The organism is Dryocola sharpae (assembly GCF_051307055.1).
GTDB lineage: Bacteria > Pseudomonadota > Gammaproteobacteria > Enterobacterales > Enterobacteriaceae > Dryocola.
The window spans coordinates 1,265,989-1,281,093 of sequence record NZ_CP149994.1; the positions used below are offsets into that span (position 1 = coordinate 1,265,989).

15 protein-coding genes and 1 riboswitch are annotated in these 15,105 nt (G+C 56.5%); of the genes, 11 read left to right on the plus strand and 4 right to left on the minus strand.

The window, feature by feature from the left end; translation table 11 throughout:
* Both WLO31_RS06030 and bioA read right to left on the minus strand, forming a co-directional pair.
* Entirely contained in the window at positions 1–681 is a 681-nt protein-coding gene (locus WLO31_RS06030; protein ID WP_435929588.1) for a type 1 glutamine amidotransferase domain-containing protein, read from the minus strand.
* A 70-nt stretch (positions 682–751) separates the two neighbouring features.
* Complete coding sequence (gene bioA / locus WLO31_RS06035) at positions 752–2,041, minus strand: adenosylmethionine--8-amino-7-oxononanoate transaminase (RefSeq protein ID WP_435929589.1); 1,290 nt, start codon at positions 2,039–2,041, stop codon at positions 752–754.
* An 89-nt stretch (positions 2,042–2,130) separates the two neighbouring features.
* On the opposite strand from bioA, the gene bioB reads away from it, so the two are divergent.
* The 5 genes from bioB (at position 2,131) to WLO31_RS06060 (ending at position 6,700) form a co-directional block, all read left to right on the plus strand.
* Entirely contained in the window at positions 2,131–3,171 is a 1,041-nt protein-coding gene (gene bioB, locus WLO31_RS06040) for a biotin synthase BioB (protein WP_435929590.1), read from the plus strand.
* Positions 3,168–4,319: an 8-amino-7-oxononanoate synthase gene (gene bioF, locus WLO31_RS06045; RefSeq protein WP_435929591.1), complete on the plus strand. Its 1,152-nt coding sequence runs from the start codon at positions 3,168–3,170 to the stop codon at positions 4,317–4,319. Before bioB ends, bioF begins: the two co-directional genes overlap by 4 nt.
* Complete coding sequence (gene bioC / locus WLO31_RS06050) at positions 4,303–5,061, plus strand: malonyl-ACP O-methyltransferase BioC (RefSeq protein WP_435929592.1); 759 nt, start codon at positions 4,303–4,305, stop codon at positions 5,059–5,061. Before bioF ends, bioC begins: the two co-directional genes overlap by 17 nt.
* Entirely contained in the window at positions 5,054–5,737 is a 684-nt protein-coding gene (bioD, locus tag WLO31_RS06055; protein ID WP_435929593.1) for a dethiobiotin synthase, read from the plus strand. Before bioC ends, bioD begins: the two co-directional genes overlap by 8 nt.
* 444 nt (positions 5,738–6,181) lie before the next feature.
* Positions 6,182–6,700 carry a DNA-binding protein gene (locus tag WLO31_RS06060; protein ID WP_435929594.1) on the plus strand — a complete coding sequence of 173 codons (519 nt, stop codon included), beginning with the start codon at positions 6,182–6,184 and terminating at the stop codon, positions 6,698–6,700.
* 46 nt (positions 6,701–6,746) lie between these two features.
* Here the strand turns inward: WLO31_RS06060 and WLO31_RS06065 are convergent, their stop codons facing one another.
* Complete coding sequence (locus WLO31_RS06065; RefSeq protein WP_435929595.1) at positions 6,747–7,457, minus strand: ABC transporter ATP-binding protein; 711 nt, start codon at positions 7,455–7,457, stop codon at positions 6,747–6,749.
* 840 nt (positions 7,458–8,297) lie between these two features.
* Here WLO31_RS06065 and uvrB point away from each other — a divergent pair.
* Positions 8,298–10,310 (plus strand): excinuclease ABC subunit UvrB, encoded by a 2,013-nt coding sequence (gene uvrB / locus WLO31_RS06070; protein ID WP_435929596.1) that lies wholly within the window; start codon positions 8,298–8,300, stop codon positions 10,308–10,310.
* An 850-nt stretch (positions 10,311–11,160) separates the two neighbouring features.
* Here the strand turns inward: uvrB and yvcK are convergent.
* Positions 11,161–12,069 carry a uridine diphosphate-N-acetylglucosamine-binding protein YvcK gene (gene yvcK, locus WLO31_RS06075; protein ID WP_435929597.1) on the minus strand — a complete coding sequence of 303 codons (909 nt, stop codon included), beginning with the start codon at positions 12,067–12,069 and terminating at the stop codon, positions 11,161–11,163.
* 203 nt (positions 12,070–12,272) lie between these two features.
* A riboswitch (molybdenum cofactor riboswitch) is annotated at positions 12,273–12,406 on the plus strand.
* On the opposite strand from yvcK, the gene moaA reads away from it, so the two are divergent.
* The 5 genes from moaA (at position 12,394) to moaE (ending at position 15,104) form a co-directional block, all read left to right on the plus strand.
* Positions 12,394–13,383, plus strand: coding sequence for a GTP 3',8-cyclase MoaA (gene moaA, locus WLO31_RS06080; RefSeq protein WP_435929598.1), 990 nt, complete (start codon positions 12,394–12,396; stop codon positions 13,381–13,383). Its footprint overlaps the riboswitch before it by 13 nt.
* 24 nt (positions 13,384–13,407) lie before the next feature.
* Positions 13,408–13,920 carry a molybdenum cofactor biosynthesis protein B gene (moaB, locus tag WLO31_RS06085; RefSeq protein ID WP_435929599.1) on the plus strand — a complete coding sequence of 171 codons (513 nt, stop codon included), beginning with the start codon at positions 13,408–13,410 and terminating at the stop codon, positions 13,918–13,920.
* 3 nt (positions 13,921–13,923) lie between these two features.
* On the plus strand, positions 13,924–14,409 hold the full coding sequence (moaC, locus tag WLO31_RS06090; RefSeq protein ID WP_435929600.1) for a cyclic pyranopterin monophosphate synthase MoaC: 486 nt from the start codon (positions 13,924–13,926) through the stop codon (positions 14,407–14,409).
* Positions 14,402–14,647, plus strand: coding sequence for a molybdopterin synthase sulfur carrier subunit (gene moaD, locus WLO31_RS06095; protein WP_435929601.1), 246 nt, complete (start codon positions 14,402–14,404; stop codon positions 14,645–14,647). The genes moaC and moaD overlap by 8 nt, the downstream gene beginning before the upstream one ends.
* A 4-nt stretch (positions 14,648–14,651) precedes the next feature.
* The gene (gene moaE / locus WLO31_RS06100) at positions 14,652–15,104 is read left to right on the plus strand and encodes a molybdopterin synthase catalytic subunit MoaE (RefSeq protein WP_435929602.1); all 453 of its coding nucleotides are present in this window, start codon (positions 14,652–14,654) and stop codon (positions 15,102–15,104) included.
* Position 15,105: the final 1 nt, after the last annotated feature.

A 15,105-nucleotide genomic window follows, 5' to 3' on the forward strand; every position in this document is an offset into this window, starting at 1 on the left:
TTAGAGATCGAGTAGTTTCAGCAGCTCTTCAGCGGCGATGGTGGAAGAGGCGGGGTTTTGCCCGGTCACCAGGTGCCCGTCGGTGACAGCATATTCGCCCCAGTCATCGGTACGCTCGAACAGGCCGCCCGCTTTTTTCAGCTCATCTTCGACCAGAAACGGCACTATGGTCGTTAAGCCAACGCCTTCTTCTTCGCTATTGGTAAAACCGGTGACGCGTTTGCCTTTCACCAGCGCCGTACCTTCCGGCGTTTTCACCTGGCGCAGCGCGCCCGGCGCATGACATACCGCGCCAACGGGTTTACCGGTCGCCCAGAACTGTTCAATCAGTTTAATGGAGTGCGGATCCTGAGCCAGATCCCACAGCGGGCCGTGGCCGCCTGGATAGAACACGGCATCAAAATCTTCGGCGTTTACGGAATCCAGCCTGTGGGTACTGGCGAGACGTTTTTGCGCTTCCGCATCGCTGCGGAAACGGCGGGTTGCGTCAGTCTGAGCGTCCGGCTCGTCGCTTTTGGGATCAAGCGGCGGCTGGCCGCCTTTGGGGGACGCGAGCGTAACCTCAAGCCCCGCATCGTGGAAAACATAGTAAGGCGCGGCAAACTCTTCAAGCCAGAAGCCTGTGGTTTTGCCCGTATTGCCGAGCTGGCTGTGCGAAGTGAGCACCATGAGGATTTTCATTTGCTTCTCCCTGTTGGGCATATGAAAAGATCTTCGAAGTGTAGTGCATCCTTGCACGGGCTGCTGGCGGTCAGCGCCTGAAGAAGGCCGGGTTGGCGACGGCTTTTGTCACCGCGGCGATAAGTTTTGCCAGCTGGTCGCGGCTGATAATATACGGCGGCATCAGGTAAATCAGACGGCCAAAGGGCCGCACCCAGACGCCTTGCTCCACAAAGAAAGCCTGAAGCGCAGCCATATCTACCGGATAATGCGTTTCCACGACGCCAATCGCGCCAAGCACGCGCACGTCCGCCACCTGCTCACAGTCCTTCAGCGGCCCAAGTCCCGTCAGTAACTGCTGTTCGATAGCTTTAACCTGCTGCTGCCAGCCGCCTTCTTCCAGCAGGGCAAGGCTTTCGCAGGCTACCGCGCAGGCCAGCGGATTGCCCATAAACGTCGGGCCGTGCATAAAACAGCCCGCCTCGCCATCGCTGATTGTCTCAGCCACGTTACGGGTTGCCAGCGTGGCTGAAAGGGTCATGGTTCCTCCGGTCAGCGCTTTCCCCAGGCACATAATATCGGGCGCAATGCCCGCGTGGTCACAGGCGAATAGCTTGCCGGTACGGCCAAAGCCGGTAGCAATTTCATCGGCGATAAGCAAAATCCCTTCGCGATCGCACATGCGGCGAATACGACGCAGCCATTCCGGATGATAAAAACGCATCCCGCCTGCGCCCTGCACGACAGGCTCCAGAATCACCGCAGCAATTTCCTGACGATGGGCGGCCATTAAGCGCGCAAACGGCACGATATCCATCTCGTCCCATTCGTCATCGAAACCGCATTGCGGAGCAGGCGCGAACAGGTGCTCCGGAAGATAGCCCTGCCAGAGGCTGTGCATGGAGTTATCCGGATCGCACACCGACATCGCACCGAACGTATCGCCGTGGTAGCCGTGGCGGAAAGTCAGAAAGCGCTGGCGCGGCTCCCCCTTCGCGTGCCAGTACTGCAGCGCCATTTTCATCGCGACCTCTACCGCGACGGAACCCGAATCGGCCAGGAAAACGCATTCGAGCGGCTCGGGCGTCATTGCCACCAGCCTGCGGCAAAGCGCCACCGCTGCGGGATGGGTAATGCCGCCAAACATCACGTGCGACATCTGATCGATCTGGCTTTTCATCGCCTCGTTCAGGCGCGGGTGGCTGTAGCCGTGAATGGCTGCCCACCACGAAGACATACCGTCAACCAGCGGCCTGCCGTCAGCAAGCTTCAGCTCGCAGCCTGCTGCCGAAACGATCGGATAAGCCGGCAGCGGCTGGGTCATGGAGGTGTAGGGATGCCAGATATGGCGTCGATCGAATGTTAAATCAGCAGGCGTCATAAGGTGACTTGTAAACCATTTTAAAAACATTTAGGTTTACGAGTATAACGTCAATCAACGGTTAACAACACCCCTTCTGGAGACGCCCCATGGCTCACCACGCACGCTGGACAATGTCGCAGGTCACTGCTTTATTTGAAAAACCTTTCCTCGAACTGCTGTTTGAAGCGCAGCAGGTACACCGCCAGCATTTCGATCCCCGACACGTGCAGGTCAGCACGCTGCTGTCGATTAAAACGGGCGCATGCCCGGAAGACTGTAAATATTGCCCACAAAGCGCGCGCTATAAAACGGGGCTGGAATCCGAGCGGCTGATGGAGGTTGAGCAGGTGCTGGACTCCGCCCGCCAGGCGCGTAACGCTGGCTCAACGCGTTTCTGCATGGGCGCGGCCTGGAAAAACCCGAACGATCGCGATATGCCTTATCTTGAACAAATGGTGCAGGGCGTACGGGAAATGGGGCTGGAAACCTGCATGACGCTCGGCACGCTAACCGACGCGCAGGCGCAGCGCCTGGCGGCGGCCGGGCTGGATTATTACAACCACAATCTTGATACCTCCCCGGAGTTTTACGGCAACATCATCACCACCCGTACCTACCAGGAGCGTCTGGATACGCTTGATAAAGTGCGCGATGCGGGCATCAAGGTTTGCTCCGGCGGCATTGTCGGGCTGGGGGAAACCGTTACAGACCGCGCGGGATTACTGCTCCAGCTGGCTAATCTGCCAACGCCGCCAGAAAGCGTGCCGATCAATATGCTGGTGAAGGTGAAAGGCACGCCGCTTGCGGATAACGACGACGTGGACGCGTTTGATTTTATCCGCACTATCGCCGTTGCGCGCATTATGATGCCAACCTCGTTTGTGCGCCTCTCTGCGGGCCGCGAGCAGATGAGCGAGCAGACTCAGGCCATGTGCTTTATGGCCGGCGCGAACTCCATTTTCTACGGCTGCAAACTCCTTACCACGCCAAATCCTGAAGAAGATAAAGATTTGCAGTTATTCCGCAAGCTGGGCCTGAATCCGCAGCAAACCATCACCGACGCGGGAGACAACGAGCAGCAGCAACAGCTTGCTTCCCGGCTGTTAACGGCGGATACGGACAAGTATTACAACGCGGCGGCGGTATGAGCTGGCAGCAGCGCATCGAGCAGCAGCTTGCGCAAAGGCGCGCCAGCGATAGCTTTCGCACTCGTCAGGTCAACGAATCAGGAAGCGGACGCTATCTGGTTGCTCACGCAAAGCGGCATCTGAACTTTTCCAGCAATGATTATCTGGGGCTAAGCCAGCATCCGCAGATCGTGCGGGCCTGGCAGCAGGGCGCGGAACGCTATGGCGTCGGCAGCGGCGGCTCGGGACACGTCACTGGCTACAGCACCGCCCATCATCAGCTTGAAAATGAGCTTGCGCAGTGGCTGGGCTATCCGCGCGCGCTGCTGTTTATCTCCGGTTTTGCGGCCAATCAGGCCGTGATTACCGCGCTGGCGCAAAAGCAGGATCGCATTCTGGCGGACAAACTCAGCCACGCCTCCCTGCTTGAAGCGGCGATGCTGAGCCCTGCGCAACTGCGGCGTTTCGCGCATAACGATGTTCAGGCGCTTGAGCATTTGCTGGGCGCTTCATGCGAAGGCCAGCAATTAGTCATCACCGAGGGCGTGTTCAGCATGGACGGCGATGAAGCGCCGCTTGGCGCGATCGCGGCTGCCACGCGTCGGCAGGAAGGCTGGCTGATGGTCGACGATGCGCATGGCATCGGTGTGCTTGGCGAAGAAGGGAGAGGAAGCTGTTACCGGCAGCAGGTGAAGCCGGATTTGCTGGTTATCACCTTCGGCAAAGCTTTTGGCGTGAGCGGCGCGGCGATATTGTGCGGTGAAGATGTGGCGGATTATTTGCTGCAGTTTGCCCGCCATCTGATCTACAGCACTGCGATGCCGCCAGCCCAAGCCTACGCGTTGTCCGCAGCTTTAGATGTGGTGCGAAAGGACGATGAGAGGCGCTCACGCCTGCGCGACAATATTGCTGTTTTTCGGCATGGAGCGGCGCAGCTCCCGCTCGGATTAATCAACTCGCAAACTGCTATTCAACCGCTGATTGTTGGTGAGAATGCGCGCACGCTCGGCCTGGCTGCTCGTTTGCGCGAACGCGGGTTCTGGCTCACGGCCATTCGCCCACCTACTGTTCCGGCGGGCAGCGCGCGTTTGCGCGTAACGCTTACCGCCGAACATACCCGCGAAGTTATCGAGGCGCTGCTGGAGGCCCTGTATGACGAAACCCGTTAATAAACTGGCGGTGGCGCAGGCTTTCGGACGCGCGGCGACGACCTATGACAACTTTGCTGAACTTCAGCGAATCAGCGGAAAGCAGATGATAAGCCGCCTCGCCGGGCGCAACTTTGGGCAGGTGCTGGATGCCGGATGCGGCACGGGCTGGTTCAGCCAGTACTGGAAAGCGCAGGGCAGCGACGTCACGGCACTCGACCTTTCGGCAAAAATGCTGAGCCACGCCCGTGAGCGGAGGGCGGCAAACAGCTACCTTGAGGGCGATATTGAGGCGCTGCCGCTGGCAAATGAGCGGGTGGATCTGGCCTGGAGCAATCTGGCCATGCAGTGGTGCAGCGATTTGCGCAAAGGGCTAAGCGAGCTCTACCGCGTGACTCGTCCAGGAGGATGCATTGCGTTTACGACAATAGCCGCCGGCTCGCTTCCGGAGCTGCATGCCGCCTGGCAGGCCGTGGATGCAAGGGCGCATGCCAATGAATTCTTATCCTTTGCTGAAGTTGAGACCGCCTGCGCAGGCTGGCGCGTATCGCTTGATGCCGGGCAGGTGACTCAAGGTTTTCCGGATGTGATGAGCGCCATGCACACGCTTAAAGGCGTTGGCGCGACGCATCTTCACGAAGGCCGAAAAAGCTCGCTGATGACGCGCCAGCAACTGCAACGCCTTAGCCTTGCCTGGCCGCAGCGTGACGGAGAGTTTCCGCTCACCTGGCAACTTGTTTCTGGAGTGATTGAACGTGATTAAAAAATGGTTTGTTACCGGAACCGATACCGAAGTGGGAAAAACTGTCGCCAGTTGTGCCTTGCTGCAGGCCGCGGCGCAGGCGGGATTCCAGACCGTTGGCTACAAGCCGGTCGCCTCCGGCAGCGAAATGACGCCGCAGGGTATCCGTAACGGCGATGCGCTTGCGCTTCAGCGCAACAGCAGCGTGTCGCTTAGCTATGAACAGGTTAACCCGCTGGCTTTTCTGGAACCGACGTCTCCGCACATTATCAGCGCAGAGGAAGGTCGTCCCATTGAGTTTTCAACGCTCTCTGCGGGGCTGGAAGCGCTGTCGCAACGCGGAAACTGGGTGCAGGTAGAAGGGGCCGGCGGGTGGTTTACGCCGCTTTCGGAATCAACCACTTTTGCCGACTGGGTGCTAACAGAAAAACTGCCGGTTATTCTCGTGGTGGGCGTCAGGCTGGGCTGTATTAACCATGCGATGTTAACGGCGCATGCGCTAAAAAGTGCCGGGCTTCCGCTGGCAGGCTGGATTGCAAACGACGTTGTGCCCACCGGCAAACGACACGCTGAATATATTGCAACGCTCAGCAAAGTGCTGCCCGCGCCCATGCTCGGTGAAATTCCCTGGCTGCCGGAACTTGATGAAAAAACCGCGCTCGGCTGCTATCTCGATTTATCCCATCTTGCGGCTTAATTCGCATTATTTCTCTGCATAACTGCAACGCCTGAAATTTATTTCGGGCGCTTTCCAGAAAACATTCACTCGCTAAAACAAACGCTGTCGCAGCTCATCAATACCGGATAAATTATCTACAATTTTTGTTGTCATATGACAACCTGCGTGGGATAGTAATCAGGAGGATTTATGATGCGTCGGGTACATCCGAATAAGGATATTGAGGCCGCGCTGAGCTATGCGGAGCGCCAGGGCTGGCAGGTAAAAGCCGGCGGTTCCCACTGTTGGGGGAAAATGTACTGCCCCTGGAATGACAAAACCTGCCGATGCGGCGAATTTTGTATTAGCTGTATCTGGAGTACGCCACGCAACGCATGGCATCACGCAAGGCAGATTAGACGCGTGGTTGATGGCTGCTGTCAAAACACAGTCAGGCCGACAAGGCATTAAAGGGAGCAGGGTATGTCGGAATTTAGCTTCACATTGATATTCACCCTACCGCAAAGCCACCAGGAGCCGGAGCTTTGGGTTCAGGCGCTGGGTGAAAACGGCTGCGACGACGCGCTGATCGGCGTGGGCGTAACGGGCAGGATTGCGCTGAACTTTATCCGTGAAGCGCGAACCGCGCGGCAAGCGGTGGTTTCCGCTATTCAGGATGTGAAACGAACTATCCCCGGCGCAGGCCTGGTGGAAGCCGCGCCAGATTTGGTTGGGTTAACGGATATAGCCGAATTAATGGGCTTTTCCCGGCAGTATATGCGCAAAGTGATGGTGAGCCGCCAGTGTTTTCCCGCGCCGGTGCACGACGGTAAAACGGCCATCTGGCACCTTGAATCGGTGCTGCGCTGGCTTCGCGAGACGGGCGTAAGCAAAGTCCCTTTGCCGCTGCTGGAGCTCTCTGCGGTAACAAGGCAGTGTAATTTACAGCGCGAGCTGGCGGCGTTAGACAGCAACCTGCAAAAGCTGATCGGGCAACTCTAGCAGCGTAACGATCGCAAAAGCTGGCCGTCACCGTCCGCCGTCAAAATTATGGCGTCATCCAGCCCGCAACGAGCTTATCGTCAAGCAGTGCGACTTTTCCCTGCGCAACGTTGCGTCCACGGTGCAAAAGGCAAAAGCGGTCCGCTACGCGGCGGATAAAGGATAAACGCTGTTCGACCAGCAAAATCGTGAGGCCAAAATCCCGTTTCAGGCGGTGAATAATATTTCCCATATCATGGATAAAACCTTGTCCGCTTGCCCACGCGGGTTCATCCAGAATCAGCAGTTTTGGTTCGCTTACCAGCGCTCTGGCAAGCACCAGCTGCTGCTGAATGTCGCCTGTCAGTTCGCTGCCGCGCGCGTGACGCAGCGCGTAAAGCGCAGGGAACAGGTCATACACCATAGAAGGAATAGCCCGTGCACGCTCGTTTCCGGCCAGCCGCGCAATCTGCAAGTTTTCTTCGACGCAGAGCTGAGAAAAAATGCGCCGTTCCTGCGTCACATAGCTTATGCCCAGCGCAGCGCGATCCTCCACGGGCCTTGCGAGCAAATCCTGCGGCGGGCGGCCAGCTTCGTTCCATATCATGCTGCCGCTCTGCACGGGCAGATAGCCGGTAATGCAGTTTATCAACGTGGTTTTTCCCATGCCTACCGCTCCCAGCACGCAGGTGCATTCTCCTTTTATCAGTTCCAGGTCGAGGTTCCATAAAACATGGTTCTCGCCATAAAACTGATTCACGGCGCGTAAGCTCAACATGCATCATCTCCTCACGACAGGATTAAAGATAAACTCATTTCACCGCGGCATTTACCTTCCCGGCGGGAAGAGGGAACAGGTTTCTTCCTGCATGTTGCAATTCCCCTGCCATGTCACGCTGGGGTTGCAGAAACAGGGCAATTTTGAGAAAAGCCTCACCTGTACGGCTGAAAAAAGCATGAGCAATGCAGGCTTGCCGTTACGCTGCACTTTGCCAGTGCTCGCCTTTTCTCGATTCTGGTGCAGAACAGCGCATAAAAAAGAAGAAAGAAACGTTGAATTTGTGAGCGCCTTCACTACTGTCTACACAAAGTGAAATGAGGCGATAAAAAGCAAAAATAGGGCGGAAAAATTTTTTTCGCGGCGGTCAGGTTAAAAAAAGTAATTTTTGCGGGCGGCGACCCGAAAGGGCTGGCTGCACTTATCCACTATTCCTGTGGATAACCTTGTGCATTAGAGTTAGAAAACTAGCGGTAAGCGAGAGCGGGCGCGGCCTGCGCGCGAATTGACGCGAAACCGGTCTTTTAAAAAAATAATTTTAAAATCAGCTGGTTATATAAAATCAATCCGTGTCAAAAAAGTGTCACCAAGCCAGGTCTCATTTTTATTACATTGCTTGACAAAACTTAAAGGGCAAAAAACTGGGGATAACCGCTGCCAGAGAGCATTTAATTTCGACTTTGCTGAAATCGCGTACGCAGCCGGGTGAAATTTTATGCTGTATTCCATTTTGTGGCTTGCTGAACTGGTTTTTTATCCAGTATTATTAGCTGGCAAAAATTCCTGTGTCGAGTAAAATTATCCTCCGGCCCGCTGGTTTTTTCCTCAGGTAGCAACTCAATGAGTAAAGCGTTCAAACTTAATTCTGCATTCAAACCCTCCGGCGATCAGCCCGATGCCATACGGCGTCTTGAAGAGGGGCTTGAAGACGGACTTGCCCATCAGACATTACTGGGGGTGACCGGGTCAGGAAAGACCTTTACCGTAGCAAACGTAATTGCGGACCTGCAGCGTCCAACCATGGTGCTGGCGCCGAACAAAACGCTCGCGGCGCAGCTTTATGGCGAGATGAAAGAGTTCTTTCCTGACAACGCGGTGGAATTTTTCGTTTCTTACTACGACTACTACCAGCCCGAAGCCTACGTACCCAGCTCCGACACCTTTATTGAAAAAGATTCCTCGGTAAACGAACACATCGAGCAGATGCGTCTGTCGGCGACTAAAGCGTTGCTTGAGCGCCGTGACGTTATTGTCGTCGCGTCGGTTTCGGCCATTTATGGCCTGGGCGATCCCGATCTGTATCTGAAAATGATGCTGCATCTCACCAAAGGGATGATTATCGATCAGCGCTCTATTCTGCGTCGTCTTACCGAACTGCAGTATGCGCGCAACGACCAGGCATTCCAGCGCGGCACCTTCCGGGTGCGCGGCGAAGTCATTGATATCTTCCCGGCAGAATCGGACGATATGGCGCTGCGCGTAGAGCTGTTCGATGAAGAGGTAGAACGCCTGTCGCTGTTCGATCCGCTGACCGGCCAGGTCGATCAGGCTATCCAGCGTTTTACCGTCTACCCTAAAACGCACTACGTCACGCCGCGTGAACGTATTCTGCAGGCGATGGAAGAGATTAAAGTTGAACTGGCAGACAGGCGCAGGGTGCTGCTGGCGAACAACAAGCTGCTTGAAGAGCAGCGCTTAACGCAGCGTACGCAGTTTGATTTAGAGATGATGAACGAGCTGGGCTACTGTTCGGGCGTGGAAAACTACTCGCGCTTCCTCTCCGGACGCGGGCCGGGCGAGGCGCCGCCGACGCTGTTTGATTATCTTCCGGCCGACGGGCTGCTGGTGGTGGACGAATCTCACGTTACCATTCCTCAGATTGGCGGCATGTACCGCGGCGACCGGGCGCGTAAAGAGACGCTGGTGGAGTATGGTTTCCGCCTGCCTTCTGCGCTGGATAACCGCCCGCTGAAGTTTGAAGAGTTCGAAGCGCTGGCCCCGCAGACTATTTACGTCTCGGCAACGCCGGGCAACTACGAACTGGAAAAATCCGGCGGCGATATCGTCGATCAGGTCGTGCGTCCTACAGGACTGCTGGATCCGATAATCGAAGTGCGTCCCGTTGCTACCCAGGTCGACGATCTGCTTTCTGAGATCCGCAAACGCGTGGAAATTAACGAACGCGTGCTGGTGACCACGCTGACTAAACGCATGGCGGAAGATCTTACCGAATACCTGGAAGAGCATGGCGAAAAGGTGCGCTATCTGCATTCGGATATCGATACGGTTGAACGTATGGAAATCATCCGTGACCTGCGCCTTGGCGAGTTCGACGTGCTGGTGGGCATCAACCTGCTGCGTGAAGGGCTGGATATGCCCGAAGTCTCGCTGGTGGCGATTCTGGATGCCGACAAAGAGGGCTTCCTGCGTTCCGAGCGTTCTCTGATCCAGACCATCGGGCGCGCGGCGCGTAACGTTAACGGCAAAGCGATTCTGTACGGGGACAAAATCACCCCATCAATGGCGAAAGCGATTGGGGAAACGGAGCGCCGCCGCGAGAAACAGGAGCGCTATAACGAAGAGAACGGCATTACGCCGCAGGGCCTGAATAAGAAAGTGGTCGATATTCTGGCGCTGGGCGAGTCGGTGTCGAAAATGAAACCTAAAGGGCGCGGGAAAGCGAAAATCGTTGAAGAGGATGAAGTGCTGCTGACGCCAAAAGCGCTGCAGCAGAAAATTCATCAGCTGGAAGCGAAAATGCTGGAGCATGCGCAGAACCTGGAGTTTGAAGAAGCAGCCCAGCTTCGTGACCAGCTCCATCAGCTGCGCGATTTGTTTATCGCCGCCTCGTAATCTTGTCGGGTGGCGCTGGCGCTTACCCGACCTACAGTAGGGTGGATAAGCGCCAGCGCCATCCACCGCGGTCAATACATGACGCCAGGGAAAAGGTTTCGTAGGGTGGATAAGCGCCAGCGCCATCCACCGCGGCCAGCGTATGACAGCATGGAAAAGGTTTCGTAGGGTGGATAAGCATCAGCGCCATCCACAGCGGCCAGCGTATGACGGCATGGAAAAGGTTTCGTAGGGTGGATAAGCGTCAGCGCCATCCACAGCGGCCAGCGTATGACGGCATGGAAAAGGTTTCGTAGGGTGGATAAGCGTCAGCGCCATCCACCGCGGTCAGCGCATGACGCCATGGAAAAGGTTTCGTAGGTCGGATAAGCGTCAGCGCCATCCACCGCAGCCAGCGCATGACGGCATGGAAACGGTTTCGTAGGGTGGATAAGCGCCAGCACCATCCACCGCGGCCAGCGTATGACAGCATGGAAAAAGTTTTCGTAGGATAGATAAGCGCCAGCGCCATCCACCGCGGTCAGCGTATGACAGCATGGAAAAGGTTTCGTAGGGTGGATAAGCGTCAGCGCCATCCACAGCGGCCAGCGTATGACGCCATGGAAAAGGTTTCGTAGGGTGGATAAGCGCCAGCGCCATCCACCGCGGTCAGCACATGACGCCATGGAAAAGGTTTCGTAGGGTGGATAAGCGTCAGCGCCATTCACCGTTGTCAACGCATGACGGCATGGAAAAGGTTTCGTAGGGTGGATAAGCGTCAGCGCCATCCACAGCGGCCAGCGTATGACGCCATGGAAAAGGTTTCGTAGGGTGGATAAGCGGCAGCGCCATCCACCGCTATTTTTCCCCGCTAACCCAGCGTCTGAATTGCTTTTTCCAGCGCCTGGCGCAGCAGGACGCGATCGTGGCGATAAGGAATATCGCTGGCCTCAAGCGGCTCCTGAATAACCACCCGGTCCTTAACGCTCGACACATCAACGTGCGGACCCACAACCACCGCATCGATAATTCTTTTCCCGACCCGTTGCTCCATGATTTCCAGCTTCTCCTTCAGCGTCAGGCTTGCTGCGGCTTCGCTAAGTTCACGCCCCAGATTGCCGATATAAACCACCGGCGCCGGAGTGCGCCTGAGCGCCTGATCCATATCTTCCAGCAGCAAAAGCGGCATCAGGCTGGTGTAAAAACTTCCCGGGCCAATCAGGATAAGATCCGCTTCGGCGATGGCCTCCACCGCTTCGCGAGTGGCATGAGATTTCGGATACAGCATCAGCTCCTGCGGCGGGGAGGCAAGCTGGTCGATATTCACCTCGCCATAGATAAAATGCCCTTCCGCATCCGTCGCCATCAGATCGACCGGTTGCTCCGACATGGGGATCAGCAGCGCGTCGACTTTTAGCAGGCTACGAATGAGATTAATGGCCTCCAGAGGACGGATGCTCAGGTGATCCAGCGCCTTTAACATCAGATTTCCAAGGTTATGTCCGGAAAGCTCGCCATTGCCGCCAAAACGATACTCAAACATCGCCGAAGCGACGCTGGGCTCGGTAATTAACTGATTTAAACAGTTACGCATATCTCCCCAGGCTATCCCTCCTTCAGAGCGTCGAATACGCCCGGTTGACCCGCCGTCGTCCGTGGTGGTGACGATACCCGTCAGGCGGGAGCCTAAAGAGGAAAGGGAAGACATAACCCGGCCAAGACCGTGGCCGCCGCCGAGGGCAACCACCCGATCAAGATCCGCAAACGTGCGACTGCGCATAGCTATTCCTTATGACGAACTTTCCGGCTTAAGGTAGCGTAAAAGCGCTGAAAAAACGATGCAGGCGCCGTGGTTAATGATGTATATCAAGGTAAAAATTCGCTTTTCGCGTACTTTGTGGCGAAATTGAACGATTAGTTCGTTATATATTTGTTTATATAACGAAAGCTGTTATGGCGAACAATGCCGTCACGCGTTACTATCGTTTAAACACACACTAAGCCTCTGGACCTAAGTCGCAAGATAGGGTGCTTTGGCCGTGACCTCCGGGTCGCCAGGGTGCAGAAAGAAATGCCTGCATCTCCCGTATTTGGAAAGGTGTATATGGCTCCTCAACTGACCGATGCGTTCGCGCGCAAGTTTTTCTATCTGCGCCTGTCGATTACCGACGTGTGCAACTTCCGTTGCAACTACTGCCTGCCGGATGGCTACAAGCCGCACGGCGTGGCGAACAAAAGCTTCCTTAACGTCGATGAAATTCGCCGTGTTACCCGCGCCTTCGCCGCTTTGGGTACCGAAAAGGTGCGCCTCACCGGCGGCGAACCCTCTTTGCGCCGCGACTTTTCCGACATCATCGCCGCCATCAGCGAAAACCCGGCGATTCGCCAGCTTGCCGTGACGACCAACGGCTACCGTCTTGCAAGGGATGTCCGGCAGTGGCGGGATGCGGGCTTAACCGCGGTGAACGTCAGCGTGGATAGCCTGGACGCCCGTCAGTTTCACGCCATCACCGGGCAGGATAAATTTCGCCAGGTGATGGAAGGCATCGACGCCGCTTTTGCCGCCGGTTTTGAGCGCGTGAAGGTTAATACGGTGCTGATGCGCGGCGTTAACCATCACGAGCTGGATACCTTTCTCGCCTGGATCAAACCGCGCCCCATCCAGCTACGCTTTATTGAACTGATGGAAACCGGCGACGGCGGCGAACTCTTCCGTAAATACCATATCTCCGGCGCCACCATCCGCGACGAGCTTCTGCAGCGCGGCTGGGTGCGCCAGCTTCGCGGCCGTAGCGACGGCCCGGCGCAGGTCTTCTGCCATCCGGATTACGAAGGCGAAATTGGCCTCATTATGCCGTATGAAAAAGATTTCTGTGCGAGCTGCAACCGCCTGCGCGTGTCGTCGACCGGCAACCTTCACCTGTGCCTGTTCGGCGACGGCGGCATTTCGCTGCGTGATTTGCTGGCGGAGGATGCGCAAGGTGAAGCGCTGGAAGCGCGTATTTCCGCGGCCCTCGCTCAGAAGAAACAGACCCATTTCCTGCATGACGGTCATACCGGCATCACCCAGAACCTGTCCTATATTGGTGGGTAGCGTCAAACAATAAGGAGAAAAAGTATGAGTCAGGTAAGCGAAGCGTTTATCCCGGCACGTATTGCCATTTTGACCGTCTCCGGTCGCCGGGGCGAAGAGGATGATACCTCCGGCCACTATCTGCGCGAGTCGGCTACTGAAGCGGGCCACGAGGTGGCAGACAAAGCCATCGTAAAAGAAAACCGCTATGCCATCCGCGCCCAGGTTTCCCAGTGGATCGCAAGCGATGATATACAGGTCGTATTAATTAACGGCGGCACGGGATTTACCGAGGGCGATCAGGTTCCGGAAGCGCTGCTGCCGCTGTTTGACCGCGAAATAGAAGGGTTTGGCGAGCTGTTCCGCATGCTCTCTTATGAAGAGATTGGTACCTCCACGCTGCAGTCCCGGGCGGTCGCAGGTCTTGCCAACCGTACGCTGATTTTCGCCATGCCAGGCTCAACCAAAGCCTGTCGCACCGCCTGGGAAAATATCATCGTGCAGCAGCTGGATGCGCGCCAGCGCCCCTGTAATTTCCATCCACATATCAAGAAGTAGATTATGTCGCAACTGACCCATATTAACGCCGCCGGCGAAGCGCATATGGTGGACGTTTCCACTAAGGCTGAAACCGTTCGGGAAGCGCGCGCGGAAGCCTTTGTCACCATGCGCGCTGAAACGCTCGCCATGATAGTTGAGGGCAGCCACCACAAAGGCGACGTTTTTGCCACCGCCCGCATTGCCGGGATTCAGGCAGCGAAACGTACCTGGGAGCTTATCCCGCTGTGCCATCCGCTGATGCTGAGCAAGGTGGAAGTAAACCTGCAGGCTGAGCCGGAGCACAGCCGCGTGCGCATTGAAGCCCTCTGCCGTCTGACAGGCAAAACCGGCGTCGAAATGGAGGCGCTGACGGCCGCCTCGGTTGCCGCTTTAACCATCTACGATATGTGCAAGGCTGTGCAAAAAGATATGGTGATAGGTCCGGTACGCCTGCTGGCGAAAAGCGGCGGCAAATCCGGCGATTTTAAGGTGAACGACAATGATTAACGTTCTGTTTTTTGCCCAGGTACGCGAACTGGTAGACTGCGACAGGCTGCAGCTCAGCGCGGCATACGGCGATGTTGAGCAGCTGCGTGCCGAACTGGCAACCAGAAGCGACCGCTGGGCGCTGGCGCTGGAGTCAGGCAAGCTGCTTGCCGCGGTCAATCAAACGCTGGTGAGCTTCGATCATCCTCTGGCGGACGGCGATGAAGTCGCTTTCTTCCCGCCGGTTACCGGAGGCTGACGGCATGGAAAATACCCGCATCCGCGTCAGCCACGAAAATTTCAACGTGGGCGACGAATACCTCTGGCTATCGCAGTGTGATGAAGACGGCGCGGTCGTCACCTTTACCGGCAAGGTTCGTAACCATAACCTGGGCGAGAGCGTCAGCGCGCTGACCCTTGAGCATTACCCCGGCATGACGGAAAAAGCGCTGGCGGAAATTGTCGCAGAGTCTCGTCTTCGCTGGCCTTTGCAGCGCGTTTCGGTCATTCACCGTATCGGTGAATTATGGCCAGGCGATGAAATCGTCTTCGTTGGCGTAACCGGCGCGCACCGCAGCTCGGCGTTCGACGCGGCGCAATTTATAATGGATTATCTGAAAACGCGCGCGCCGTTCTGGAAGCGTGAAGCCACCCCGGAAGGGGAGCGCTGGGTCGAAGCGCGGGATAGCGATAAACAGGCGGCCGGGCGCTGGTAAG

Bases quoted from the DNA above. Each gene is read 5' to 3' on its own strand.
- WLO31_RS06030 (WP_435929588.1), bottom strand. From the start codon at position 681: ATGAAAATCCTCATGGTGCTCACTTCGCACAGCCAGCTCGGCAATACG.
- bioA (WP_435929589.1), bottom strand. From the start codon at position 2,041: ATGACGCCTGCTGATTTAACATTCGATCGACGCCATATCTGGCATCCC.
- bioB (WP_435929590.1), top strand. From the start codon at position 2,131: ATGGCTCACCACGCACGCTGGACAATGTCGCAGGTCACTGCTTTATTT.
- bioF (WP_435929591.1), top strand. From the start codon at position 3,168: ATGAGCTGGCAGCAGCGCATCGAGCAGCAGCTTGCGCAAAGGCGCGCC.
- bioC (WP_435929592.1), top strand. From the start codon at position 4,303: ATGACGAAACCCGTTAATAAACTGGCGGTGGCGCAGGCTTTCGGACGC.
- WLO31_RS06060 (WP_435929594.1), top strand. From the start codon at position 6,182: ATGTCGGAATTTAGCTTCACATTGATATTCACCCTACCGCAAAGCCAC.
- WLO31_RS06065 (WP_435929595.1), bottom strand. From the start codon at position 7,457: ATGTTGAGCTTACGCGCCGTGAATCAGTTTTATGGCGAGAACCATGTT.
- uvrB (WP_435929596.1), top strand. From the start codon at position 8,298: ATGAGTAAAGCGTTCAAACTTAATTCTGCATTCAAACCCTCCGGCGAT.
- yvcK (WP_435929597.1), bottom strand. From the start codon at position 12,069: ATGCGCAGTCGCACGTTTGCGGATCTTGATCGGGTGGTTGCCCTCGGC.
- moaA (WP_435929598.1), top strand. From the start codon at position 12,394: ATGGCTCCTCAACTGACCGATGCGTTCGCGCGCAAGTTTTTCTATCTG.
- moaB (WP_435929599.1), top strand. From the start codon at position 13,408: ATGAGTCAGGTAAGCGAAGCGTTTATCCCGGCACGTATTGCCATTTTG.
- moaC (WP_435929600.1), top strand. From the start codon at position 13,924: ATGTCGCAACTGACCCATATTAACGCCGCCGGCGAAGCGCATATGGTG.
- moaD (WP_435929601.1), top strand. From the start codon at position 14,402: ATGATTAACGTTCTGTTTTTTGCCCAGGTACGCGAACTGGTAGACTGC.
- moaE (WP_435929602.1), top strand. From the start codon at position 14,652: ATGGAAAATACCCGCATCCGCGTCAGCCACGAAAATTTCAACGTGGGC.